29 protein-coding genes, 5 pseudogenes and 1 riboswitch are annotated in these 25,013 nt (G+C 31.6%); of the genes and pseudogenes, 19 read left to right on the top strand and 15 right to left on the bottom strand.

All coding sequences use genetic code 11. The features are described from left to right. Positions 1-162 precede the first annotated feature (162 nt). The 3 genes from JQN76_RS12790 (at position 163) to JQN76_RS12780 (ending at position 1,491) form a co-directional block, all read left to right on the top strand. Positions 163-606, top strand: a complete 444-nt coding sequence (locus JQN76_RS12790; RefSeq protein WP_000745473.1) for a DUF1433 domain-containing protein — start codon at positions 163-165, stop codon at positions 604-606. Continuing rightward, positions 606-1,049 (top strand): DUF1433 domain-containing protein, encoded by a 444-nt coding sequence (locus JQN76_RS12785; protein ID WP_000731418.1) that lies wholly within the window; start codon positions 606-608, stop codon positions 1,047-1,049. The genes JQN76_RS12790 and JQN76_RS12785 overlap by 1 nt, the downstream gene beginning before the upstream one ends. Positions 1,050-1,188: 139 nt before the next feature. After that, entirely contained in the window at positions 1,189-1,491 is a 303-nt protein-coding gene (locus JQN76_RS12780) for a DUF1433 domain-containing protein (RefSeq protein ID WP_025174957.1), read from the top strand. Between the two features lie 584 nt (positions 1,492-2,075). Here the strand turns inward: JQN76_RS12780 and JQN76_RS14270 are convergent. Together JQN76_RS14270 and JQN76_RS14225 are read right to left on the bottom strand one after the other, a co-directional pair. Beyond that, positions 2,076-2,204, bottom strand: coding sequence for a hypothetical protein (locus tag JQN76_RS14270; RefSeq protein ID WP_001215822.1), 129 nt, complete (start codon positions 2,202-2,204; stop codon positions 2,076-2,078). Further along, a pseudogene (locus tag JQN76_RS14225) lies at positions 2,200-2,298 on the bottom strand (hypothetical protein); the annotation flags it as partial. The pseudogene JQN76_RS14225 and the gene JQN76_RS14270, both read right to left, overlap by 5 nt. 111 nt (positions 2,299-2,409) lie before the next feature. Between JQN76_RS14225 and JQN76_RS12775 the strand changes: the two are divergent. From JQN76_RS12775 to JQN76_RS12765, 4 genes and pseudogenes are all read left to right on the top strand, one after another. Beyond that, positions 2,410-2,589, top strand: a pseudogene (locus JQN76_RS12775) (hypothetical protein); the annotation flags it as partial. A gap of 10 nt (positions 2,590-2,599) precedes the next feature. Then, positions 2,600-2,776, top strand: coding sequence for a hypothetical protein (locus JQN76_RS12770; protein ID WP_000375476.1), 177 nt, complete (start codon positions 2,600-2,602; stop codon positions 2,774-2,776). Between the two features lie 7 nt (positions 2,777-2,783). Beyond that, a pseudogene (locus JQN76_RS14335) lies at positions 2,784-2,963 on the top strand (DUF1433 domain-containing protein); the annotation flags it as partial. A 114-nt stretch (positions 2,964-3,077) separates the two neighbouring features. After that, positions 3,078-3,706: pseudogene (locus JQN76_RS12765) on the top strand (ImmA/IrrE family metallo-endopeptidase). A gap of 196 nt (positions 3,707-3,902) precedes the next feature. On the opposite strand, the gene JQN76_RS12760 reads toward JQN76_RS12765, so the two are convergent. From JQN76_RS12760 to JQN76_RS12740, 5 genes are all read right to left on the bottom strand, one after another. After that, positions 3,903-4,475 carry an SAV1803-related protein gene (locus JQN76_RS12760; RefSeq protein WP_000414214.1) on the bottom strand — a complete coding sequence of 191 codons (573 nt, stop codon included), beginning with the start codon at positions 4,473-4,475 and terminating at the stop codon, positions 3,903-3,905. Between the two features lie 100 nt (positions 4,476-4,575). After that, positions 4,576-4,917 carry a DUF3969 family protein gene (locus tag JQN76_RS12755; protein ID WP_000627537.1) on the bottom strand — a complete coding sequence of 114 codons (342 nt, stop codon included), beginning with the start codon at positions 4,915-4,917 and terminating at the stop codon, positions 4,576-4,578. A 40-nt stretch (positions 4,918-4,957) separates the two neighbouring features. Next, positions 4,958-5,584, bottom strand: coding sequence for a hypothetical protein (locus JQN76_RS12750; protein ID WP_000669027.1), 627 nt, complete (start codon positions 5,582-5,584; stop codon positions 4,958-4,960). 75 nt (positions 5,585-5,659) lie between these two features. Continuing rightward, positions 5,660-6,655, bottom strand: a complete 996-nt coding sequence (locus JQN76_RS12745) for a DUF4352 domain-containing protein (RefSeq protein WP_000070655.1) — start codon at positions 6,653-6,655, stop codon at positions 5,660-5,662. 80 nt (positions 6,656-6,735) lie between these two features. Then, positions 6,736-7,386 (bottom strand): excalibur calcium-binding domain-containing protein, encoded by a 651-nt coding sequence (locus tag JQN76_RS12740; RefSeq protein WP_076079519.1) that lies wholly within the window; start codon positions 7,384-7,386, stop codon positions 6,736-6,738. A 302-nt stretch (positions 7,387-7,688) separates the two neighbouring features. Here JQN76_RS12740 and JQN76_RS12735 point away from each other — a divergent pair, with 302 nt between their 5' ends. The 3 genes from JQN76_RS12735 to menC all read left to right on the top strand — a co-directional run bounded on the left by JQN76_RS12735 (position 7,689) and on the right by menC (position 10,787). After that, positions 7,689-8,144, top strand: coding sequence for a DUF4909 domain-containing protein (locus JQN76_RS12735; protein ID WP_072433592.1), 456 nt, complete (start codon positions 7,689-7,691; stop codon positions 8,142-8,144). Positions 8,145-8,302: 158 nt separating this feature from the next. Beyond that, complete coding sequence (gene menE, locus JQN76_RS12730; protein WP_000348374.1) at positions 8,303-9,781, top strand: o-succinylbenzoate--CoA ligase; 1,479 nt, start codon at positions 8,303-8,305, stop codon at positions 9,779-9,781. A gap of 4 nt (positions 9,782-9,785) precedes the next feature. After that, the gene (gene menC / locus JQN76_RS12725) at positions 9,786-10,787 is read left to right on the top strand and encodes an o-succinylbenzoate synthase (protein WP_000778525.1); all 1,002 of its coding nucleotides are present in this window, start codon (positions 9,786-9,788) and stop codon (positions 10,785-10,787) included. Here the strand turns inward: menC and yidD are convergent. Then, a complete protein-coding gene (gene yidD / locus JQN76_RS12720; RefSeq protein ID WP_000718107.1) occupies positions 10,784-11,041 on the bottom strand; it encodes a membrane protein insertion efficiency factor YidD in 258 nt (85 codons plus the stop codon). The genes menC and yidD overlap by 4 nt on opposite strands. Before the next feature lie 65 nt (positions 11,042-11,106). Between yidD and ytkD the strand changes: the two genes are divergently transcribed. Together ytkD and JQN76_RS12710 are read left to right on the top strand one after the other, a co-directional pair. After that, positions 11,107-11,580 (top strand): RNA deprotection pyrophosphohydrolase, encoded by a 474-nt coding sequence (gene ytkD / locus JQN76_RS12715; RefSeq protein WP_000672014.1) that lies wholly within the window; start codon positions 11,107-11,109, stop codon positions 11,578-11,580. A gap of 4 nt (positions 11,581-11,584) precedes the next feature. Then, complete coding sequence (locus JQN76_RS12710; protein WP_001834463.1) at positions 11,585-12,331, top strand: alpha/beta hydrolase family protein; 747 nt, start codon at positions 11,585-11,587, stop codon at positions 12,329-12,331. A 377-nt stretch (positions 12,332-12,708) separates the two neighbouring features. Here the strand turns inward: JQN76_RS12710 and pckA are convergent, their stop codons facing one another. Next, entirely contained in the window at positions 12,709-14,301 is a 1,593-nt protein-coding gene (pckA, locus tag JQN76_RS12705; protein WP_000109906.1) for a phosphoenolpyruvate carboxykinase (ATP), read from the bottom strand. 154 nt (positions 14,302-14,455) lie between these two features. Beyond that, positions 14,456-14,567: riboswitch (SAM riboswitch) on the top strand. Between the two features lie 105 nt (positions 14,568-14,672). On the opposite strand from pckA, the gene metK reads away from it, so the two are divergent. The 3 genes from metK (at position 14,673) to JQN76_RS12690 (ending at position 17,944) form a co-directional block, all read left to right on the top strand. Continuing rightward, positions 14,673-15,866: a methionine adenosyltransferase gene (gene metK / locus JQN76_RS12700; protein WP_000933822.1), complete on the top strand. Its 1,194-nt coding sequence runs from the start codon at positions 14,673-14,675 to the stop codon at positions 15,864-15,866. A gap of 124 nt (positions 15,867-15,990) precedes the next feature. Then, the gene (locus JQN76_RS12695; RefSeq protein ID WP_000366163.1) at positions 15,991-16,899 is read left to right on the top strand and encodes a nuclease-related domain-containing protein; all 909 of its coding nucleotides are present in this window, start codon (positions 15,991-15,993) and stop codon (positions 16,897-16,899) included. Between the two features lie 211 nt (positions 16,900-17,110). After that, positions 17,111-17,944: an aldo/keto reductase gene (locus tag JQN76_RS12690; protein WP_000453314.1), complete on the top strand. Its 834-nt coding sequence runs from the start codon at positions 17,111-17,113 to the stop codon at positions 17,942-17,944. Positions 17,945-18,326: 382 nt separating this feature from the next. Here the strand turns inward: JQN76_RS12690 and JQN76_RS12685 are convergent, their stop codons facing one another. The 3 genes from JQN76_RS12685 to JQN76_RS12675 form a co-directional block, all read right to left on the bottom strand. Beyond that, entirely contained in the window at positions 18,327-18,680 is a 354-nt protein-coding gene (locus JQN76_RS12685; RefSeq protein ID WP_000623478.1) for a fluoride efflux transporter FluC, read from the bottom strand. Then, positions 18,677-19,042 carry a fluoride efflux transporter CrcB gene (gene crcB / locus JQN76_RS12680; RefSeq protein WP_001200542.1) on the bottom strand — a complete coding sequence of 122 codons (366 nt, stop codon included), beginning with the start codon at positions 19,040-19,042 and terminating at the stop codon, positions 18,677-18,679. Before crcB ends, JQN76_RS12685 begins: the two co-directional genes overlap by 4 nt. Before the next feature lie 255 nt (positions 19,043-19,297). Further along, complete coding sequence (locus tag JQN76_RS12675; protein WP_000091445.1) at positions 19,298-19,600, bottom strand: hypothetical protein; 303 nt, start codon at positions 19,598-19,600, stop codon at positions 19,298-19,300. Between the two features lie 259 nt (positions 19,601-19,859). Between JQN76_RS12675 and JQN76_RS12670 the strand changes: the two genes are divergently transcribed. After that, on the top strand, positions 19,860-20,573 hold the full coding sequence (locus tag JQN76_RS12670; protein ID WP_001096494.1) for a transaldolase: 714 nt from the start codon (positions 19,860-19,862) through the stop codon (positions 20,571-20,573). 439 nt (positions 20,574-21,012) lie between these two features. On the opposite strand, the gene sdpA is transcribed toward JQN76_RS12670, so the two are convergent. Then, positions 21,013-21,648, bottom strand: a complete 636-nt coding sequence (sdpA, locus tag JQN76_RS12665; RefSeq protein ID WP_001168901.1) for a CPBP family intramembrane glutamic endopeptidase SdpA — start codon at positions 21,646-21,648, stop codon at positions 21,013-21,015. A 295-nt stretch (positions 21,649-21,943) separates the two neighbouring features. Between sdpA and JQN76_RS12660 the strand changes: the two genes are divergently transcribed. After that, positions 21,944-22,387, top strand: coding sequence for a hypothetical protein (locus tag JQN76_RS12660; protein WP_001030469.1), 444 nt, complete (start codon positions 21,944-21,946; stop codon positions 22,385-22,387). Here the strand turns inward: JQN76_RS12660 and JQN76_RS12655 are convergent. Together JQN76_RS12655 and sigS are read right to left on the bottom strand one after the other, a co-directional pair. Continuing rightward, a complete protein-coding gene (locus JQN76_RS12655; protein ID WP_001153742.1) occupies positions 22,374-22,817 on the bottom strand; it encodes a competence protein ComK in 444 nt (147 codons plus the stop codon). The two genes, JQN76_RS12660 and JQN76_RS12655, sit on opposite strands and share 14 nt — an antisense overlap. Before the next feature lie 112 nt (positions 22,818-22,929). After that, positions 22,930-23,399, bottom strand: a pseudogene (gene sigS, locus JQN76_RS12650) (RNA polymerase sigma factor SigS). 198 nt (positions 23,400-23,597) lie between these two features. On the opposite strand from sigS, the gene JQN76_RS12645 reads away from it, so the two are divergent. Next, a complete protein-coding gene (locus JQN76_RS12645) occupies positions 23,598-23,822 on the top strand; it encodes a hypothetical protein (protein WP_000384171.1) in 225 nt (74 codons plus the stop codon). A 275-nt stretch (positions 23,823-24,097) separates the two neighbouring features. After that, the gene (gene sagB / locus JQN76_RS12640) at positions 24,098-24,952 is read left to right on the top strand and encodes a peptidoglycan release complex glucosaminidase SagB (protein WP_001032833.1); all 855 of its coding nucleotides are present in this window, start codon (positions 24,098-24,100) and stop codon (positions 24,950-24,952) included. Positions 24,953-25,013: the final 61 nt, after the last annotated feature.

Here is a 25,013-nt window from a genome sequence, read left to right as displayed (position 1 = left end):
ATGTATTTATTACTATGTCAAGCGAATAATTATTAAAAGTATTTTGAAACAACGCATTATAAGAGGAATATACGGAACATTGAAAAAAGATAGCATGTCAAAGTAAATTGTTTTTTGAAATCTAAAATCTATAAGAAATAAATACTACAATAGGGGGTTAAAATGAAAAAGAGATGTGTATTTGTGGTAGTTGTTGCAATATTAATAGGCCTAATTGTTATTGCTTATGCGCATAATAAACAAATAAAGGCTCATTACATTGAGACACAAGAAAAACGAATCGATTTGTATTTTAAGCATAATCTTAACAATTATAAAAATATGAAGGTGACAGATTTTCATAAAACTCCGATGGGTGGGTATTTCATTGTAGGTTATATAAATGATGATAAAAAATATAAATTCCAAGCAAGTATAGATTCGGGAAGCAATAATCAATATCAGAAAGATATTGGTTACCATGAAGATAAATTAGGCAAATTATTCAAAGAAAAAGACCCTAAATATAAACTCTCAGTCGATGAAATAATTGAAAAAGAACACTTAGACAAAAGTGAATATGAAGCCGATCCACCGTTATTCTTCTTTTCTGGGAGATTAGAGTGATGAAAAAGAAATATATCTTAATAATAGTTGTAGTAATTATAATAGGTTTGGTAGTTATTGCATATGCGCATAATAAGCAAATTAAAGACCATTACATTGAAATACAAGAAAAGAGAATAGATTTATATTTTAAATATAACCTTAATAATTATCATTCAATGAAAATTACTAGTTTTAAAAAGACGCCTATGGGTGGCTATATTGTGGATGGATATGTTAATCACAACAAAAATTATGATTTTAAAGTTCTCATCTCTGCAACTGACAATCATCAATTTGAAGATAGCATAGGATACGATGATAAGACATTTGGTAAATTATTTAAAGAAAAAGACCATAAAAATGAATTAAAATCTACAGACATTATAAAAAAAGAACACTTGGACAAAAGTGATTATGAAGCCGATCCACCGTTATTCTTCTTTTCTGGGAGATTAGAGTGATGAAAAAGAAATATATTTTAATAATAGTTAGTGTAATTTTAATAGGTATGATAGTTATTGCATATGCACATAATAAACAAAAAAAGACCATTACATTGAAACGCAAGAAAAGAGAATAGATTTATTTTTTAAGTATAACTTGAATCATTATAAGTCACTTAAAGTAACGAGATTTAAAAAGTCGCCAATGGACAGTTATTTTATAGGTGGTTATATAAATAACAATAAAGATTATGAATTTCAAGCTTTTATTAATGTAGGTGGTAGAAAGCAATTTCAAAGAGATATAGGATATGACGAAGAAAAACTTGGAAAACTATTGAAAGAGCAAGAAATAAAAAATTGGAAAACCGTCGATCAAATAATTAAAAATGAACATTTAGATAAAAGTGAATATGAAGCCGAACCGCCGTTGTTTTTCTTTTCAGGATCGTTGGATTAGATTCGGTTGTATGGTGTAATAAAAATTATTATTATCCTCACAATCATTAAAGGACAAGAGTATTTAAAAAAAGATCATTACATAACATACAAAAAGTGACTATTACGAATACCAAAATTAATAATACTCGCTTTTTTGTATATATAATTGATTAAAACTATAGCTATACAGATAAACAGAACAATCTCTAAATTTAATAAGATAAACTCTTTTGACCATATATCAGATGTAGTCTTATTAAATAGATTTAAGAAATTTCCAACAGGCGGTATAAAAAATAGCAAGAACTTTAGTACTGGATAACTTTGAACAGTAATTAGGGACAACTTTCTTTACAGATGACTAGTCTATTAAAATGAATCAGCTTTTTTGAGAATTATTTTACTTAGACTGGTACTCTATAGTTTCTCAAATATCTTGTATTTTAATTTGACGAATTCAATTTAAGAGGATAGACACTCTTTGTTCAAGCATTAATAAAATCGCCTACATTTAAAATTAAACAACCCTTTAAAGGAGTTTTTTAAATAAAGCTAGGCGACTCATTATTGAGTTGATCAAATATCATTGAAACCAGAGCAAGTCTATAAAATATTTGTAACTGTTATTACTTTATCATCCTCTTTTTCAAAATAAAGTATATCTTCTTTATATTCATCCTCTAAATGTAAGTATTCTATTTCTTCCATTTCCCAAGTTGCTATATGTCGCAATGTTTAGTTGTCTAACTTCCGATATTGAACGCATCAGTCCAATTTGGCATAGAGCACTCTTTAGTTCTTGATGTTTCTCTTTAAAACCTTGCATATTTTACAAAAAGAAAAATTAGCAGTATAATTGAGATAACGAAAATAAGTATTTACTTATACACCAATCCCCTCACTATTTGCGGTAGTGAGGGGATTTTTATTGGTGCGGGCAATTAGTGTTATTTCTGCACTAATAGGAGGTTTAGTTGGCGCAGGTGTTGGTAGTTTCCTTGGATCTATAGCTGCATCGAATATTGATACTAGTAAGGGAATATATTTAAAATTAAAAACTAAAAAGAATGCAGCCGGGGAATACGTTCTGATAGGAGAAAAATGGGGATATCAGTAAGGGTGATTTTATGGATAGATTAAAATATTCACTTAAAGTTGGTATTTTAGCATTATTATTATTTTGTACTTTAAATTATTTAGTTCCAATGCAAAGCAATGCTTTTTCAATAATTATATATTCGGCAATTTTTGCTGTGTTACTTATGCTTTTAGTTTATATATTTTTAGGAATTTTAAAGAAATGACATGAAACAAATTAGCATTGGCTATGAAAAAATCTATGAGGATAGAATTTTTCATAGCCATTTTTTAAAAGAGCAAGAAATAAAAAATTGGAAAACCGTCGATCAAATAATTAAAAATGAACACTTAGTTAAAAGTGATTATGAAGCAGAACCACCTTTGTTCTTCTTTTCGGGATCGTTGGATTAGATTCGGTTGTACAGCATAATGGAAAATATTATAATAAATTTATAAAAAAAGGTATTTTATTTTGAAATCATGTCCCTCCGTTACATTTAGTAGTGGAGGAGTTTTATTTTAATAATGTTTACACCTATATTTTTAAATTTATTAAATGATGTAGGTTCAATTTTTTAGTTAGGGTGGGGAATCAATTGAAAGTTATTGAGAAAGTTCATTATGAAGATATTTTAGAATCAAAAATAGTTCAATTAATTCAGTCATTAGTTAAGGACAAAATGGATCAACTTTTTATTACTTCTGAACATTTTGCTATTGACATAGACAAGGTATTATTTCAACTTAATTTAAAAGTTAAATATATTAAAATGGAGAGTAATACTTCGGGTTATTTAAGTGGAAGAACGATTTATATCAATAATAATCTCTCGATTAATAATACAAGATTTGCAATAGCTCGTGAACTCGGCCGTTTTTTATACAAAATTAAAGATAACAACGATAATAGTCTAAAGAATTTACATGAAATGATTTATGAAAGCGACGTAAATCAGTTTTCAGTCGACTTACTTATGCCTGAAAAGCAAATAGAGGCATTAGTCTATAATTTTTATGAAGTCAATAATATCAATCTAAATTCTGGTTTATCTGAAAAAGAACGAAACAAACTATTGAACCTTATATCAACTAAGTTGGAAGTTTCGAAAGTAGCTGCTGGATTAAGGCTGTATAATTTAGGAATACATATTTGATAAATATCAGAAAATCTAGTCGATTTATTAAAACCAAAAGAAAACTAATACAATTCAAGACCATGCAAACTCATTTATAAACATTGTCCGTTTAAAGATTGGTATGCATGGTCTATTTTTATAAAATATATTTAATTACAGGTTTAAACATCTATAACAAAATCCCAACAGCAAAAAATAAATCTACATTAATCATTTATCGCGACTCAAGGAAATCATATATTTCTATTCCTTCTAACATATCGTCAATTTTAATGAGTAATTTCTCAACTAATATTCCAGGCAAATAGGCACGTGCTTTGGTGGCTTGCATCCATGCTGGTTTTGGATTATATTCGCCAATGTACCAATCAATGACTGTTGGTTTGATCATTTGACATAATCCAGCCACACCAAATTGGCCATTGGATTCTTTTGTAATAATTGCATGTAAAATTAAATGCTCGATTAGATCACAGTATACTAAGTTTTCTTTCTTTTGAACGTTGTATGAGTACTTAAATTCGGAAATGAATCTTAGGTCAGATAAGTTTTGGAATTTGTCTTCGCTTATGTGATGACAATATAATCCTTCGCTAGCTCTAGTGTATTTTCCTTTTGAAATACTTTTGATTTCTCCATTTAAAAATCGCGTGTATGATTTTTCCTTATAATAATCATCGGTTACAGCGCCATATTTATTTAAAAGGTATGCTACAGCTTGCGAGTAAGTAGCGTCTAATAATTGACTATATTCATTATATTTAGCTGTATATTCGTTTTTCTCCACTTCAATATACCTCTTTTCAAACTTTATGATATGAAATGCTTGTAATTTACAAAAAATAAAATCAGTACTCACGTAGTTACATTCGACTTTTATATGTCTATTACTCTTGTATAATACGCCAATTGATTAATATTTTGTCATTGAATTCTACATTTTTGTATTGTTTTAATAGTTCTTCAGTTCTTTGTAAACAGACTGTAACTGTATCTTCAATTGATAAATTAAATGCTGCAAAGTCTTCTAACTCTGTCCCTTTGTGAATTAAATCGATAATGTCTGGTTTCACACCTAGGGAAGAGAGTGATTCCATCATATAAGGTGTAAAGAGGGTATGCTCTGCATTGTCGATTGAAATAATACCGAGTTTAAGTTGATTAAAAAGACCATGCATAGTCATTAAGGTGTATTTTTCAAGTTGTTGTATATTCTCAAATGTTATCATAGTTTTTCTCCTAAAAATTACAATTAATCAAAGTATACCCTTATTTAACTTTAGTTTCTGCTGAATTTTTTGCATGGTTATCATGTTTTTCTACTTTATTATCAGCATTTTTATCACTTTTATCATCGACTTTTTGATTTGGTATGTCATTTTGAATTGCTTTGTTATTATCATTGTCATGATGTTGAATGTCTTCTGACTCACCATCTGTTTCATCATGATCACTCATACCTGGGTTGTATTTAGGGCTTCTCTTTTTAAATGCTTCAAATTCTTCTTTATCTTTTTCTGACATATCATCAAAAATATTAATAATCTTACCATTGTGTCGATTAACAATAGCGCAACGTTTTAAAGGTGTGCCAACTGCATCGCGGACTAGATGTTCAACATAATATTCATGTTCATTGCTTCGTTCAAGATTTGTTTTATAATTTAATGTTTGATATTCATTAACGCCTCTAGCTTTATAATTGTTTCGAACGATATCTTCGGCTTCTTGTGGTGTCATTTGCTTGTCTGTATTTGACTGTGTAGTGTTGTCAGTTTGTTGCGTCTTTTTATTAGTGTCATTTGATTTACTATTATTTTCTTTATGTTGATTAGCTCCACAGGCAGTTAATAGTGACAATGATAATGTGATTGCAACGATAGCTTTGAATTTCATTTTTTTATCTCCTTGATTTGATTATGTATAATTAATTTTTCCGTAAAAGAAGGGTAGCCGAACTACCCTGAAATTTTATTCTGTTGAAGCGTCGTACATGCTATCTTCATTGTGAATATTTTGACTAGGTGGTGCTTCACTAGTGGTAGGTTTGCTATGGGGCATAGGCTCTACAGGAGCAGTTTCTTCATTAGATTCACTTTTTTCTACACTAGATTTATCACTTTTAGACGTATTCTGCTTATCTTCATCTTTACTAGACTGTTCATTTTCTTCAGAATCATTATTTGCACTAGAAGTTGTAGCAGGTGTAGTAGCCGAAGCTTCATAACTTACATTATCGCTATTTGAACTCGCAACAGCTACTTCTGTATCTTGCTTGTCTTTTTTAGCTTTTGATGTTTTTTTAGCATCGGATAAATCAAATGTAATCTTCTTGACGCTAAATAAACTAGAAATAACTTCTAATTTTTTATCTTTTGCGTTGGCTATGTTTTCTGACACATCGAAAACAATTTTACCTTGAGCAGTGCTATCTGGATTTATACGCTGTAAGAAAAATGAATTTTCTATACTACCATTGTCACTTTGATTAGCAGACATTGAACCTGTATTATCTGCTTCAAATGTTTTATCACCGGATTTTAGCTTAAACATTGAACTATCAATTGTTAACGCTTCTTTACCTTTGTTTTTAATCGTCACATCAGCAACGACAAATATACCTTTAGCGTTTGTTGGTGCAAGAGATGGTCCTACAGATTTCATAGTTTCCACTGAATTTACAGTGACTTCAAGGTCGCCATTTTTAACAGTTTCACCGATTTTATGGGTTTTGTTCGTTTCTTTAGAACTATTTCCGCCAAGGTTACCTGTAATACCAGCTGTACAAGCTGAAATACCGATGATAATTAAAATAAATAATACTAGACAACCACCACAGCCCCAGAACCATCCTTTTTTAGATTTCTTTTGTCCGTATTGCTGGTTCTGTTGGTTTTGTTGATTTTGGAAAGCTTGGAATTGTTCCCATTGTCTTCGCTCTTCTTCGCTTTTGAATTGATTGCTCATGCCTAAAAAATCTCCCTCATTATTTACTATGTGATTAGTGCATAAAGCTAAATACAATTTGAATTCAATTCGCTTGTTGTTTAATATTTATCAGGTTCACATGCACGTTTATCTTTATCTCTATCTAAATGTGGTCGATATGCTGGATGATCGGCAGTGACACCATTCGGATATACTTGTCTAAGTTGCTTACAATTAGCAAATGATTGTTGCGTGTTTGTTTCAGTTGATGGTGAGGTCTTAGGTTGCGTGGATTGATGATGGTTACTTGATTGTTGCTTTTCTTTTAAATCATCTTTCAAGTCGTCTTGTGATTTATCTTCTGCAACGTTTGGTGTGTTAATATCATCGTCTGATTGATCTTTTGTTGTTATTTCATCAATTTCATGTTGATTATTTTCAGTATTTTCATTTGCAGGTACTTCTTCGGTTAATTGTAAATCCTCATCTGTTGCTGTTTCTGATTTTTCCTCAGGCTTATCTTCATTTTTATTTTCATCTTTTTGAGTTAATTGCGTTTTTGATGATTGATTATTAGTGGAATTGTCATTATTACTAAACATCATTGAACAGGCTGATAATAAGATTATTAATAAAATAAAAGAAATAAGGCAACCGCCGCATCCTTTTAACATGCCGCGTCTTTCAGAATTTTTAACAGATTGGTTTTGATTCTTGTTGTTCTCTGTATTCAAAGGTAAATCTCCTCTATATTTATATGTTATTTTCATGATTTACTACATAAAACCTGGATGCATTTAAGAGGGAGTTATTAAGTGTAAAACGCTTTCACTATATCACATAATCATATTTTACCAAATTAGTAGTGGAAATACTTTAATTTTTTTCAAAACTTTAAAAATATTTTTGGATTGTAGAAGTGTTAATTTAATAATTGTAAAGTTGTATTACGACTCAAAATGACACGAACATGACAACTTAATTTAACAAAATAATAATTTCTATTTGCTATAATATATTGTATTTATTTTTAGAGGTGTTGCTTTTGAAAAAGTTTTTAAGATTCAAGGGGATGAAAATATGTTTAATGCTATATCTACTGATTTTTTTAAGTAGTTGTGGCACAAATAATAAAATAGTAGACCAACGATTTGAAATACAACAACATAATGAAACAATAGGTAGTATTTACTTTTCAGCAGACTATGCACATATAAGAGGTATAGAAAAAGGCCCTGCAAAATATTTCGTAGACAAAGTAGGCAGCAAACGTTACTTATTTATTGAATATATTCCGGATAATGTATTGAATTGCAAGCCGGACTTTTGGAAAACGTTAAAATATAAAAAGGACAAGGTAACATATTATGTATATCTCATTGAAAATTTAGATGATGAAGTATTCCATTTAAGTGCATTACAAGACATGAATCGTATACCAATTGACATTGCAGATGATGTGGCAAAAATGGGTAAATCACCACATCAAAATGACAGAATGACACTAAAATTAAATAAAAATAACTGATAATAGTAGACGAATGATATAACGATATGTATTGAGCATTATAACAATCATATCAATGCATCAATTCGTCTACTTTTTTATATTTTTAAACATAACCACTGCTAGAATGTCATAAAATCGTTATAATTATAATGTAAATGATTTTGGAGGAATAACGCATGGACTTTTGGTTATATAAACAAGCACAACAAAATGGACATCATATTGCGATAACAGACGGTCAAGAATCTTATACTTATCAAAATTTATACTGTGAAGCGAGTCTATTGGCTAAAAGACTCAAGGCTTATCAACAATCTCGTGTCGGGCTATACATAGATAATTCGATTCAATCGATCATTTTAATTCATGCATGTTGGTTGGCTAATATTGAAATTGCAATGATTAATACAAGATTGACACCTAATGAGATGACGAATCAGATGAGGTCAATTGATGTGCAATTGATTATTTGCACCTTACCCCTGGAATTGCGAGGGTTTCAAATTGTATCGTTGGATGATATTGAATTCGCTGGAACGGATATTACAATGAACGGTTTGTTGGACAACACAATGGGTATCCAATATGATACATCGAATGAAACTGTGATGCCGAAAGAGTCGCCGTCCAACAAATTAAATACATCATTTAATTTAGATGACATTGCATCGATTATGTTTACATCAGGGACAACTGGCCCTCAAAAAGCGGTGCCACAAACGTTTCGTAATCATTATGCCAGTGCAATCGGATGTAAAGAGAGCTTGGGATTTGATCGTGACACTAATTGGCTATCTGTCTTGCCGATTTATCATATTTCGGGTCTCAGTGTACTTTTAAGAGCTGTTATTGAAGGGTTTACTGTGCGCATTGTTGATAAATTCAATGCCGAACAAATTTTAACGATGATTAAAAATGAACGCATCACGCACATTTCGCTTGTGCCACAAACTTTAAATTGGCTTATGCAACAAGGTTTACATGAACCTTATGATTTACAAAAAATATTACTCGGCGGTGCTAAATTATCTGCCACTATGATAGAGTCGGCATTACAATATAACCTGCCAATTTATAATTCATTTGGTATGACTGAGACATGTTCGCAATTTTTAACAGCAACACCGGAAATGTTGCATGCACGTCCTGACACTGTTGGTATGCCAAGTGCCAATGTTGATGTAAAAGTTAAAAATCCTAATAAAGAAGGTCATGGAGAATTAATGATTAAAGGCGCCAATGTGATGAATGGATATTTGTATCCAACAGATTTAACGGGTACGTTTGAAAATGGTTATTTTAATACGGGTGACATTGCTGAAATAGATCATGAAGGTTATGTCATGATTTATGACCGACGTAAAGATTTAATTATTAGTGGCGGTGAAAATATTTATCCATATCAAATTGAAACGGTAGCGAAGCAATTTCCAGGTATCAGTGACGCAGTATGTGTAGGGCATCCTGATGATACTTGGGGCCAAGTGCCTAAATTATATTTTGTCAGTGAAAGTGACATTTCAAAGGCACAATTGATTGCATATTTATCACAACATTTAGCGAAATATAAAGTACCGAAACACTTTGAAAAGGTTGATACTTTACCTTATACATCAACAGGTAAATTACAAAGAAATAAGTTGTATAGAGGATGATTTGATGAAGTTGACAGCTTTGCATTTTTATAAATATAGTGAGCCATTTAAGTCACAAATTGTAACACCGAAAGTCACTTTAACGCATCGTGATTGTTTGTTTATCGAATTGATTGATGACAAAGGAAATGCATATTTCGGGGAATGTAACGCTTTTCAAACAGATTGGTATGATCATGAAACAATTGCCTCAGTGAAACATGTAATTGAGCAATGGTTCGAAGATAATAGAAATAAATCATTTGAAACGTATGAAGCAGCACTAAAATTAGTAGATTCATTGGAAAATACGCCTGCTGCAAGGGCAACTATTGTCATGGCATTGTATCAAATGTTTCATGTACTGCCTTCATTTTCAGTAGCATATGGAGCGACAGCGAGCGGCTTATCAAATAAACAACTAGAGTCATTAAAAGCAACAAAGCCGACCAGAATTAAATTAAAATGGACGCCTCAAATCATGCATCAAATTAGAGTGTTACGGGAATTAGACTTTCACTTTCAATTGGTTATAGATGCAAATGAGTCCTTGGATCGTCAAGATTTCACACAGTTACAGTTATTAGCGCGTGAACAGGTTCTTTATATCGAAGAGCCATTTAAAGATATCTCCATGCTTGATGAAGTAGTGGATGGAACAATACCTCCAATAGCCCTTGATGAAAAGGCAACATCGTTGTTGGACATAATTAATTTGATAGAATTATACAATGTGAAAGTTGTTGTATTAAAACCGTTTCGTCTAGGTGGCATTGATAAAGTGCAAACGGCAATTGATACTTTGAAAAGTCATGGTGCAAAAGTGGTTATTGGCGGCATGTACGAATATGGTTTAAGCCGCTATTTTACAGCGATGCTTGCTCGTAAAGGTGATTATCCAGGAGATGTTACACCAGCAGGTTATTATTTTGAACAAGATGTGGTGGCGCATTCAGGCATATTAAAAGAGGGGCGACTCGAATTTCGCCCCCCTTTAGTGGATATAACTCAATTACAACCATATTAATGGTTATGTTTATGTGAATGCTTGCTTGCTGACTTGTCTTTTTTTAACGGAACAGGGTCAAAGCCGCCTTTATGAAGCGGATGACATTTTAAAATACGACGGATACCTAAATAAAGGCCTTTGAAAGCACCGTGGTATTGAATCGCTTCTCTAGTGTACTCTGAACATGTTGGATAAAAACGACAAGTTGGTGGAGTGAGTGGCGAAATGAAACGTTGATAAAAATGAATCATCGCCAAGAATATCTTTTTCATAATTAATGCCTCCAACGATAGTAATTAACTATTATATTAACATACAATGTAGGGATGTGATGCGCGTGAAGTTTAGGGATAAAGATAATCGTCAAGTTAATTTGACATTTAAAAAGGATAATGAGATAGCAGATGGCAATCATGTGCTAGCTATTCCAACGTTTAAAAATCAATTGCTTTTTACCAAACATAATTTACGGGGGATTGAATTTCCTGGTGGTAAAAGGGAACGCGGGGAAAGTAGTGCTGAAGCAGTTACACGTGAATTATATGAAGAAACAGGCGCCAAAGTTAAAAATATTTATTACATAGCACAATATACCATTGAAACACATGATCAAACTGATTTTGTAAAAGATGTATATTTTATCGAAGTTGAATCATTGGTAAGCAAGAACGATTATTTAGAAACAGCAGGGCCAGTGTTGTTTAACTGTATCAATGATATTGAACTCGCACAACGGAGTTTCTTACTGCAAGATAGTACCATTTTAAAATGCGTAGAGAGGGTGCAATCACTTGGGTTTTATCAAACGTAAACGAATGCCAATTGAATCTTTTACGCATCAATTCGAAGAAATTACATATTTGTCAGATGACTTACAAGTAAAAGCTTTAATGATGACACCACATCATGAAGTAAATCGCATTGTAGTTTATTTGCGAGGTGGCAAAGGTCAAGTAGGACGTGTGCGCGCAGGTAGATTAATGCAATTTTCAGATAGTCAAACTTTAGTGATTGGGCCATACTACCGAGGTAACAATGGGAGTGAAGGTAAAGACGAATTTTACCGTGGCGATTTAAATGATGTGACGCAATTATTAAGGTTGCTACATGATAAATATCCACATGCATTTATCCACATGGTTGGTTTTTCGCGAGGTGGTTTACAAGGATTGTTGACATTTCAAGACTTACCAGTAACAAGTTATACAATCTGGGGTGGTGTCTCAGATATTGATTTAATGTATGAAGAACGTGTCGATTTAAGAGGCATGCTACGAAGAATGATTGGTCATCCGAAAAAAGATCGAGCGGCATATGAGGCACGCCAAGCGATTCCAAACATTAATGAAAACAGTCCGCCAATATTAATTGTACATGGAGGGAAAGACCAGCAAGTTGGTATTCATCATGCGTATTATTTAGCGGACCAACTAGAGTTAAAAGGTGCTACGCATGAAACATTTTATCAAATGGCAGAAGGACATGTGCCAAGACCACCAGCGATGGTTGAAACATTGACTTATATTAAAGAGTTTATGAACCAAGTTGAGTCGCATAGCTAGTATGAAACGTGGTGTGCGCATGGGAACTATCAAGCTTTGAAGATGTGTGATATACGTTGAATGAGGGGTATGCGCTTTCAATGAAAATGTGCTCCATGCAGATAACTGTATGTGCTTTTTGTGAATAGGAACAACTTGCGTTGAGTTAACGATAAGTACTTTATGCAAAGTGGGGCGACATGCATAGCGTAAGGAACCGGTACTTTATGTGAAGACGTGCTGCTTCCATTAAATGAGTGATGCGAGTTTGGCATGAAGGTCACCTTAAATGTGCATTGTTGTAATAAAATTGCCTATAAATTTTTAGCACATAAAATAAGAGGAGCCAACCATTGTTAGACTATAACAACGGTTGGCTCTTTAATTAGTATTCAAATTTATTTGTTGAAGCTACCTTTTTCAGCAATATGTTCAACTTTTTCACCAAATTTTTCGAAGTTCTTTTCAAAACGTTGAATTAAATCTTCTGCTTGTGCTTTATATTTCTCTTTGTCGCTCCAAGCATTAATTGGATTTAAAATTGTTTTCGGTACATCTTCAATTTCTACAGGAATGCTTAAACCAAACGTACTATCTTTTGTATATTCTGCATTTTTCAATTTGCCAGAAATCGCTTGGTTTACCATTTGACGTGTGTAATGTAAGCTGATTCTACGTCCTACACCATATTTTCCGCCAGTCCATCCAGTATTAACAAGATAAACATCAACATCATGTAAATCGATAAGTTCACCTAATAAATCAGCGTAAACAGTAGGGTGTAACGGGAAGAACGGTGCTCCGAAACATGTTGAGAATGATGGTTCAGGTTCTGTCACACCACGCTCTGTACCAGCTAATTTAGAAGTGAAACCACTCAAGAAATGATACATTGCTTGGTCTTTATTTAACTTTGAAATCGGTGGAATAACACCAAATGCATCCGCAGTTAAGAAAATAATTGTATTTGGATGTGCTGCTTTTGATGGTACTACAATATTGTCAATGTGATTAATTGGATAAGCGGCACGCGTGTTTTCTGTATAACGATTGTCTTCAAAGTCCACTGAACCATCTTCTGCAACTACAGTGTTCTCTAAAATTGCACCATATTTGATTGCGTCAAAAATCTGTGGTTCTTTTTCTTTGGAAAGATTAATTGCTTTTGCATAGCAGCCACCTTCGATATTAAAGACCCCGTTTTTATTCCATCCGTGTTCATCATCACCGATTAGTTTACGGTGTGGGTCAGCCGATAAGGTTGTTTTACCAGTGCCAGATAGACCAAAGAATAATGCAACATCGCCTTTTTCACCAACGTTTGCTGAGCAATGCATGCTCATAATATCTTGCATCGGTAAGAGATAATTCATTACAGAGAAGATACCTTTTTTCATTTCACCAGCGTATTCAGTACCGCCGATTAAAATGACTTTGTGTTTAAATGAAATAATGACAAAGGTTTCAGATTTAGTACCATCAACTTCTGGATCTGCTTTAAAATGTGGTGCAGAAACGATAGTGAAGTTAGGTTTAATCTTTGTAGCTTCTTCTTTTGATTCAGGTCTAATAAACATATTTTTAGCAAATAAATTATGCCATGCTAATTCATTGATGACTGTAAGTTTTAACATTGTATCTTTATCGCTACCAGCGTAGCCTTTAAATACGTATAGTTCATCTTTTTTATCTAAATAGTCTAGTACTTTATGGTATAACTTCAAGAAAGTTTCTTCATCGATAGGTTGATTAATTTCTCCCCAATCAATGTTATCTCTATATGAAGGTTCAGAGACAAAAAATTTGTCTTTAGGCGAACGACCAGTATATTTTCCAGTACTTGCATTAACAGCACCAAGTTCTGTTAATACCCCTTCGTTATTGTCTAAGATTTTATTATAAAGTTGTGTCGTCGAAAGTTGAAAATGTGACGTTGGTTTTTTCAGTAATTTGTCAATTTTAGTTGTTTCAGTGTATGTGTCTACTGACATCCTAAATCCCTCCAAAGCGATAATTTAAATGTAAGCCTTTACATTTAATTAGTATAACACATTAACATAATTAATCTACAATATTTTACTGTAAATTTATTTGTGAAAAATTGACATTAATTCATTAATTAGGTACTATTATTTTTAACGGATTCTCTTATCCTGAGTGGTGGAGGGACATGGACCCAATGAAACCCAGCAACCTCTTTTTTTATAAAAGAAAGGTGCCAAACCGTTTGCAGACAAATAGGTCTGAACGATAAGAGCGAATGGACGTATTAGGCCTTCTCTCTATATTAATAGTTAGAAGGTCTTTTTTATTTAGCTCACAGAGAGAGAATTTTCGTAATATAAATTTAAAGGAGCAAACTATGTTAAATAACAAACGATTATTTACTTCAGAGTCTGTTACAGAAGGACACCCAGATAAAATCGCTGACCAAGTGTCAGATGCAATATTAGATGCTATTTTAAAAGACGACCCAAATGCACGTGTAGCTTGTGAAACAACTGTTACAACAGGTATGGCATTGATCGCCGGCGAAATTTCTACAACAACATATGTTGATATTCCGAAAGTTGTTAGAGAAACAATTAAAGAAATTGGATACACAAGAGCAAAATATGGTTATGATTATGAAACAATGGCAATTTTAACTGCGATTGATGAACAATCACCTGACATTGCACAAGGCGTGGATAAAGCATTAGAGTATCGTGATAAAGATAGCGAAGAAGAAATTGAAGCAACAGGTGCAGGTGACCAAGGTTTAATGTTTGGTTACGCAACGAATGAAACAGAGACGTATATGCCTCTAGCAATTTATTTATCACATCAATTGGCAAAACGTTTATCAGATGTGCGTAAAGATGGTACGTTAAATTATTTACGACCAGACGGTAAAGTTCAGGTCACTGTTGAATATGATGAAAATGATAACCCAGTACGTATTGATACGATTGTCGTATCAACACAACATGCTGAGGATGTGACACTTGAACAAATTCAAGAAGACATTAAAGCACATGTCATTTATCCAACTGTTCCAGAAAACTTGATTAATGAACAAACTAAATTCTACATCAATCCTACAGGACGCTTTGTAATCGGTGGACCTCAAGGTGATGCAGGATTAACAGGACGTAAAATCATTGTTGATACGTACGGTGGCTATGCACGTCATGGTGGCGGATGCTTCAGTGGTAAGGATCCTACAAAAGTAGACCGTTCAGCTGCATACGCTGCACGTTATGTGGCTAAAAATATTGTTGCAGCAGGTTTAGCAGATCAATGTGAAGTACAATTGGCATATGCGATTGGTGTTGCAGAACCAGTGTCAATTGCAATTGATACATTTGGAACAGGTAAAGTTTCTGAAGGGCAACTTGTTGAAGCAGTTAGAAAACACTTTGACCTAAGACCTGCTGGTATTATTAAAATGCTTGATTTGAAACAACCAATTTACAAACAAACTGCTGCTTATGGTCATTTTGGACGTACAGATGTCTTATTCCCATGGGAAAAATTAGACAAAGTGGAAGAATTAAAAGACGCAGTAAAATAATAAGATGAATTGAATATAGCTAAATAAAAGATTTTCGATATATAAATGATAATATGTATCGAAAATCTTTAGCTTTTCTATTATAATTAAAGTTATTCATATATTAAAAAGGAGCGTTGTTGTGATGGATTTATCTTCACCGGTAGTCATTGGACTCATTATTGCAGTAGTCATTGCATTAATCTTTTTTGTCCTTTTCTTAGTTGCCTTAGGTAGTAAGAAAAAAGTTAAGCGACAAACAGAAGAAAAGTATGAACAACAAGAACAAAACATTAAAAAGTCTCATGAAGAAGCTTTAGAGAAAGAGCGTATTCAAAATAAAAAGACAATTACAAAACAACAAGAAGATTATAATCACATGGTTAGTACAAAAGATCGTGAGATTGACGCATTAAAATTGTTCTCGAAAAATCATAGTGAATATGTAACGGACATGAGATTAATTGGTATTCGTGAAAGATTAGTTAAAGAAAAACGAATTCGACCAGAAGATATGCACATTATGGCAAATATCTTTTTACCAAAGGATGGCTTTAATAATATTGAACGAATTAGTCATTTAGTATTAACAAGAACTGGTCTTTATATTATTGATTCTCAATTGTTAAAAGGTCATGTTTATAATGGTATTAGTGGCGGTCAATTTAAAGATTTACCACCAATGGAACAAGTATTTGATACATTGGATTTAGATAAATCTAGACCACAAACTATTGTGATGGATCAAAATGATGACAAACGTTCATTATCTTTTGTAAATTATTCAGATCAAATTGAGGCGATTAAACAATTGGCTGAAGACTTACAAAAAGAATTAGGTGCCAAATATACGCCAACTTCAATTTTATACTTTAATCCTAAAAATGAAGGCGATGTAACGATTTCAAATTATAATCAAAATAGTGCTGTCAAAGTGCTTGTCGGTGCTGAACAATTAGACGAGTTCTTTAACAAATTTGTATTCCATGGTCGTATTCAATACAACGTGGAAGACTTACAACAAATGATGGATAAAATTGAATCATTCAACTAAATGTTAGGCTGAAGTGATGACTATATGTTGTGACTTCGGCTTTTTTAGTTTGTCATAATTTAAACAGAATTGCTTTTACATTTTGATTAATGTTTGAGAGATATTACTAGAATTTTAGTGGTTGATTTCTCTAAGTGTTTTTTCTCATGTATTCAACTCAGATTTGTTATGATAACAGGGTATAATACATCAAAAAGGTGAGGCGATATTTATGGAGGTTAAAACATTTTATAATGGAAACACGATGCCACAAATTGGTTTAGGGACATTTCGTGTGGAAAATGATGAAAATTGCATGGAAAGTGTTAAGTATGCCATTGAACAAGGATATCGTAGTATTGATACCGCAAAAGTTTATGGGAATGAAGAACAAGTAGGTGCTGGCATTCGTGCCGGATTGGAGTCAACTGGTATTGCTAGAGAAGACTTATTTATTACTTCAAAATTATATTTTGAGGATTTCGGTCGTGAAAATGTAGCAGCTGCTTACGAAGCTAGTTTATCTAGATTAGGTTTAAAATACTTAGATTTGTATCTAGTACATTGGCCAGGTACGAACGAAGCCGTAATGGTTGATACATGGAAAGGTATGGAAGATTTATATAAAAATAATAAAGTTAAAAATATAGGTGTCAGCAATTTTGAACCTGAACATTTGGAAGCTTTGTTGGCACAAGTGTCAATTAAACCTGTAATTAATCAAGTTGAATATCATCCATATTTAACGCAACATAAATTGAAATTATATTTGGCAGCACAACATATCGTGATGGAATCTTGGTCACCATTGATGAATGCACAAATTTTAAATGATGAGACAATTAAAGACATTGCTCAAGAATTAGGAAAGTCACCTGCCCAAGTTGTTTTAAGATGGAATGTGCAGCATGGTGTGGTTACAATCCCTAAATCGGTAACACCAAACAGAATCTCTGAAAACTTCCAAATATTTGATTTCGAATTATCAGATGAACAAATGACGCGAATTGATGGTTTAAATCAAGATAAGAGAATTGGACCTGATCCAAAAACTTTTGAAGGATAGATTAAAATCACTCAACTGATGAAAAGGTTAGATGAATTGTCACAGGCTGGGACATAAATCAATGTTCTATGCTCTACGAAGTTATATTGGCAGTAGTTGACTGAACGAAAATGCGCTTGTAACAAGCTTTTTTCAATTCTAGTCAACCTTGCCGGGGTGGGACGACGAAATAAATTTTGAGAAAATATCATTTCTGTCCCACTCCCTTTATTTTCGACTAGTTTGGAGAATGTATTGACATTCACATTATTTAAACGGTAACAAAGATTATTGAAATTTGGTAGGCATTTTATGGTGCTAAAAAATTTGCATGAAAATTAAAAAATGCTTCGTTCAGGAAGGTGTCGTAATTTACCTATTTGCTGAATGAAGCATTTTATTTTTAAATATGATAGCCAATATAACAAGCTATAAATCCAATGATGAATTGTAAAAGTGAATAATTGAGAAAAAGGTTAATATTAAATTTTGGCGTCATCATTAGTGTAAGTTCCTTGGCTAACGTTGAGAAAGTTGTTAAGCCACCTAAAAAACCGGTAACAAAGAACGCAGGGAACCATGAGATTGAAATTGATAAGCCTATAGTTAATCCAATTAAAAAACTACCAACTAGATTTACTATCAATGTTGCGATAGGTAACTTTGAAGTAAATTTATGATTAAAATAATCAGTAATGGCACTTCTAGTAATTGCACCGAAACCGCCGCCAATCATGACTAAAATGATTGATATCATGATAAACCACCACCTAGTTTTATACCGACGTAACATAACAAAATACCAAAGACATAACTTGTTACAGCATATAGTAGTAAAGTTATAAATTGTTGATGATCAAACATATGTATTAATTCTAATTGAAATGTTGAAAAAGTCGTTAAAGCACCAAGAAAACCAGTCGTAATAGCTTTTTTTAGCGTCGGATGGTTTGAAAAAAATGCAATTGTTAAGGCTGTTAGCAATCCCATTACAAAGGCACCAGTCAAATTGGCTATCAGTGTTCCGATTGGAAAACCTCCGTCAGTATTCAGAAAAGAAATGAGGTAACGTAATAAAGCGCCTAAAGCACCACCGATAAAAATATATACATATTGCATTTGGTTCACCTCGAAAAGAAGTAGTTTGAATTTAAAAAAGAGGTTTTGGCAACGCGACGACAAAAATTGTCGATGCATTATCAAACCTCATTATATGTTATATCTTGTTGTATAACTATAGCGATTAGATGTATAGTTATGATTTCGAAAATCTAATATTTTTTATACGCAACAACGTCATCAAATTGTTTTACTCATTATAGCATGATACATTGTATTGTTTTGTATTAAGGCTACATTGACATTTTATCTTTTTTAAATAAAACCGAATGTACGAACAATTGAAAAGATATGTACTAAAATAACAATTAGAATAATCCAAGGCAAACTTTTACTCGCAATTCTAATCCAATCTGCATCAGGCTTTAGTGATTTAATTGAACGATCTGCAAAAATTATAGACAAAATTAGTACAATTGAGTTAATAACACTGCAGAAAAGTATTAATTTAATAAAAGAATTAAAAAGTCCACTTAGGAAAACGTTATTTGTATTAAAGAAAAAGCTTAAAATAATCATTAAGCTAGATAAGTAAAAGTATTTTTTTGAACGAGACATGCTAGACCTCCTGGATGGTTATCATTTACATATCGTATCATAAACAATCATAAAACAATAGTTTTATTAACTTGTAGACACAATGTTTACTAAAGTCATTTTTTAAAAATATAGGCAAAAAATTAGCTATATATTATAAAAGCGTGATATAAATGTTTTATATAACAAAGAAATAAAAATCATTTTTTACAAATGGTTGTAAGAAAAAGACATGCAGATGTTGTTAAAATTTTAATAAGAATCAAGGAGGCTATATTATATGGCTAAACTAAATGTAGAAGTATTTGCGGACGGTGCAGATATTGAAGAAATGAAAGCAGCTTATAAAAACAAACAAGTGGATGGTTTTACAACAAATCCTAGTTTAATGGCGAAAGCGGGCGTAACAGATTACAAAGCTTTTGCTGAAGAAGCTGTGAAAGAAATTCCAGATGCTTCAATTTCATTTGAAGTATTTGCAGACGATTTAGAAACTATGGAAAAAGAAGCAGCAATTCTAAAACAATATGGCGAAAATGTATTTGTTAAAATTCCTATTGTAAATACAAAAGGTGAATCAACGATTCCTTTAATTAAAAAGCTTTCAGCTGACAATGTGAGATTAAACGTTACGGCTGTTTACACAATTGAACAAGTTAAAGAAATAACTGAAGCAGTAACTGAAGGTGTGCCAACATATGTTTCAGTATTTGCAGGACGTATTGCAGATACAGGCGTAGATCCATTACCATTAATGAAAGAGGCTGTAAAAGTTACGCATAGTAAAGACGGCGTTAAATTATTATGGGCAAGTTGCCGCGAATTATTCAATGTGATTCAAGCTGATGAAATTGGTGCAGATATTATTACATGCCCTGCAGATGTTGTGAAAAAAGTGAATACAAACTTAGGTCGCGATATTAACGAATTATCAGTAGATACAGTTAAAGGCTTTGCGAAAGATATTCAATCTTCAGGTCTTTCTATTCTATAATATATAAATATATTTAAACCCTCATAGGCATTGTGCTTATGGGGGTTTTTCCATAATAGTTATTAATGAAGAAGAAGTCAAAATTCAGCTAAGTAAAAGCTCGAGTTATAAAAAAGTCTAAATTGATTCAACAGGAGTAGAAAAGGAAATTAGTCTCGCATATTTTAGAAAATGAATAAAAACAATTACTATATGCAACTTAAGAATTAAATATTATTTAAGCCACATACCTATTAGAGTACAAAATATACAAGTTGTACTTATATCTAGGTATGTGACTTTTGATTTTAAGCGTAAAGCAAAAGTTTTTATGTTTGTATTAGTTCTAAATTATTTTGCACTTGATGACACGTATTTTTGAGTTTAAGTGGTGACTCAAGTTCAATAAAATAAATATCAGATAGATAATTTGAAAATAATATGAAAGGTTATCTCAAAATTATCCCCATATTATAAAGAGCAGAGCTAACAAGTTATTTAAGAAGTGCATGAATATTACCACTTCTAATCGTTTTGTTTTTATATAAATTATACCAAAAATCAAACCAGAATATAAGTAAGGTAAATAACCAATCCAAGTGTCAGATTCGTGTAATGATGCAAAAACTAAACTAGACACAATTAACCCTAAAAACAAGTGTTTTCTGAAGATAACCCTTATTATCATACCGCGAAAAACAATTTCTTCCACAATAGCGGGGATGATGGTAACAGTGAAAATAGAAATATAGAATGGTGTATTTCGTATTTCTTGCTCTAATTGTTGTTCATTTGCCGGTACGTCATGAAAATATAAATAAAGATTATCTAACCCATAAATTAATAGTGCACCGCCTATAATATGAATAACTTGAGACAATGTTAATTTTTTAAAAGAGAATAAATTGATTTTGAATAGCCTCAATAGAATTAAACCTACTAATACAATTAGCATGCTATAAAGTAAATGTACTTCACTGACAACTATGCCGATAAATAAAATGATAGTAATAAAAAATGCTGCCATTAAAGTTAAAAAATAATTTCCTCGTGTAACCGATAAATCATCGTAAAAAAAGTCTTTGAATTTTTGCATGCTAAATCCTTTCTTTTCATTTTTTAAAATTATTTTGAATGCAATATGTTTAAGGATAGATTCATTATATATGAAACATATATACGATTAAAATTTATCATTGTACCTACCTAAAAAGCATTAGTTTGGAAAATTAGCAGACTGTATTTTAGCGTCAAATCACCATAAATGAAATTGTAATATGGATTTTTGTAGATTTGATACATATATTTCTGTAAAATATATAAAATACACTTTCAATTGACGCTAATGTTTAAAATTACGTCAATATTATAAAGGAGAGAAATCCTTAATTATGAATAAAGCATCATTTGATAAAAAAGTTAAAAAGCAATTATGGTTTTTGAACAAGAAGGAGAAACAAGCATTAGATCAACGATTGTCTTCTATATCTGATGATGATAGCGTTAACTTAAATAAGCCTGTTACCTTTGCTAATGCTTACTTAAGACAAAATGTATTTCGAAATAAAGAAACAAAAAGTTATAGTATGTTTGTTACATTAGTAGTGATGATGTTTGCTTATGTTGCTTTATTAGGCTTGTTTTTATTTGGGCTAATTACAAGTCTATCTGGCGTACAATTTTTCGTTAGTCCTAAGGTAGATTTATCAACAACTGTTGTTATTTTAACAATTATTGGAGCGATTTTATTAATGATTGTTAGCATATATTTTATAAAAATTGTGACATCATACTTTACTAAGAAACTTTTAGAAATTAAATTTAATTCGAAATAGTATTTTCAATGAAGTGCTTCAAAGCTAAACTTTCATGACATTTTTTTGAAACTAGAGAAAATGGCTCATCAACTTCTAGCTGAATGCCTTCTTGAAAATGTATTAATGTTGAATTCTCTATGGCAGTCATACCAACAATATAATGTGCATTGATATAAATTTGTATCGGTGCACGTTTATGTTTTAACGGAAAAAGTATAGTTTTTGGGTTGATGTAAATAGGAACCAGTTTATTAATATTTAGTATGTTTTTTGCAGTCTCAATTAGCACACTTTGTGATGATAAATGCAATTTCGCATAATATGAAACGAGTTTGTTAATTGGAACTTTAAGAATGTAATCGCAATGTAAAAAGACACAATTTGTTTCGAGATGGTTTGAAGTAGCAGTTTGGATATAAAGTAGATATTTAGTAGAATTGTCTTGCAAATATAGTACTCCTCGTATAATAAGTTGTTAATTTAATGGTTAAAATAAATTTATATGAAGATGTTAGGGTGTTTCAACATCATTAACACATCGACCGAAATTTCACAATAAACTAATTAAAATTATGTTGGCATTTACGCTTAACGGACATCTTAATTAATTTAATCGTTGAAAGCGATAATGACATGATTTCAGCAATTTCAAATTGCTTGTATCCTTCAAGGTATAGTTTGAGCCATAGTCTTTCTCTTTGATTTAAAAGCTTGAAGATATCTTGTAAACGAAGGTCATGTTCATTAAAGTATGTTGGTTGTTCAGTTAATGTTGGTGAATTATTCTCACATAAAATGACATCTTTTAATTGATTTTGTTGTCTGAATAAATCGATAAGGTAAAAATTTAATCGAGTGAATAAAAAAGAGGATAAAGATTGCTTGCTTGAGGGTTTATATATCTGACTCAATTGCCACATTTTTATCAAGAGTAGTTGATAATACTCATCATAATTATAGCTAATATTATATTTTTTAAAAGATGGTGTATGATTTTGTGGTGTTTGTTGTATACGTCATTAAATTTCAAGTAGTCATTCTCCAAGTTATACGTATAACAAATATTTCCGGATAAAGTTAGAATAAAATATTTAGAAAAATCATTCATTTGCGTAATCGCTAAATTAAGTGTTAAATATAAGACATAAGTAATTAATTTAATGTGATATGATGTATTATTACTTTGCTAAATAGTAGATAGAACAAAATTTGTAATCGGGAGGTAACAATGGATTACGCACATTTAAATTTAGAACATTTTTTTGCACGAAACGACGATTTAGATGTTATAAGAGATCGCGCTGATTTCGTGATGATAAATAACTTCACTAATGAAATGATGTATCGTGATGGTCAAATTGAAGGCACGATTGATTTAAATCAGTACTATTATAAAAATAGATCAAATGCAGCAAGTTTTATTATGATGGATTATAAAAAAGAAACTAAGTAAACGAACAAAAGAATTTTTTGTTTTTTAATACGTGAATAATAAGATTATTGATATAAAGGTTTTCAAAGGTTATACAAAAAGATAAAACATTTATGATTCGTAGATCAACGTAAAGTAATGTTGATAAATGGTTTAAAACGTTTCATTTACATTACTGTTTATTTATGAATATGTAACAATGCATAGATAAAATTGTTAAACGGTTTTAATAATGTTAAACTTTATTATCGTAGTCAAACTGAATGTATAACAACAATGACCTAAGAGGTGTGGATATGAATAAACACAAGAAAGGTTCTATTTTTGGAATAATAGGACTTGTTGTCATATTTGCTGTTGTCTCATTTTTATTTTTCTCAATGATATCCGATCAGATATTTTTCAAACATGTTAAATCCGACATTAAGATTGAAAAGTTAAATGTTACATTAAACGATGCAGCAAAGAAACAAATAAATAATTATACGAGTCAACAGGTATCAAATAAAAAGAATGATGCATGGAGAGATGCATCTGCAACTGAAATTAAAAGTGCAATGGATAGCGGTACTTTTATCGATAATGAAAAGCAAAAATATCAATTTTTAGATTTATCAAAGTATCAAGGGATTGATAAAAATAGAATTAAACGTATGTTAGTAGATAGACCAACGTTATTGAAACATACGGATGATTTCTTAAAAGCTGCTAAAGATAAGCACGTTAACGAAGTTTATTTAATTTCACATGCATTATTAGAAACTGGCGCAGTTAAAAGTGAATTAGCTAATGGAGTCGAAATTGATGGCAAAAAATACTACAATTTCTATGGAGTAGGAGCCCTTGATAAAGACCCAATTAAAACAGGTGCAGAATATGCTAAAAAGCATGGTTGGGATACACCTGAAAAAGCTATTTCAGGCGGTGCTGATTTCATTCATAAGCACTTCTTATCAAGCACAGATCAAAATACATTGTATAGTATGAGATGGAATCCAAAAAATCCAGGAGAACATCAATATGCTACTGATATTAAGTGGGCAGAAAGTAATGCAACAATTATCGCTGACTTTTATAAGAATATGAAGACTGAAGGAAAATACTTCAAATACTTTGTGTATAAAGATGACAGTAAACATTTGAATAAGTAATTTGATAGAGTTAAGTTATGATATAACTTGCTCAAGTATAAAAAGACGCTTTCTATCGCAA

This window comes from Staphylococcus sp. SM3655, assembly GCF_016917315.1.
Taxonomy (GTDB): Bacteria; Bacillota; Bacilli; order Staphylococcales; family Staphylococcaceae; genus Staphylococcus; species Staphylococcus aureus.
Note: the sequence above shows the minus strand (reverse complement) of the source record. Positions and strands in the feature narration are given on the sequence as shown.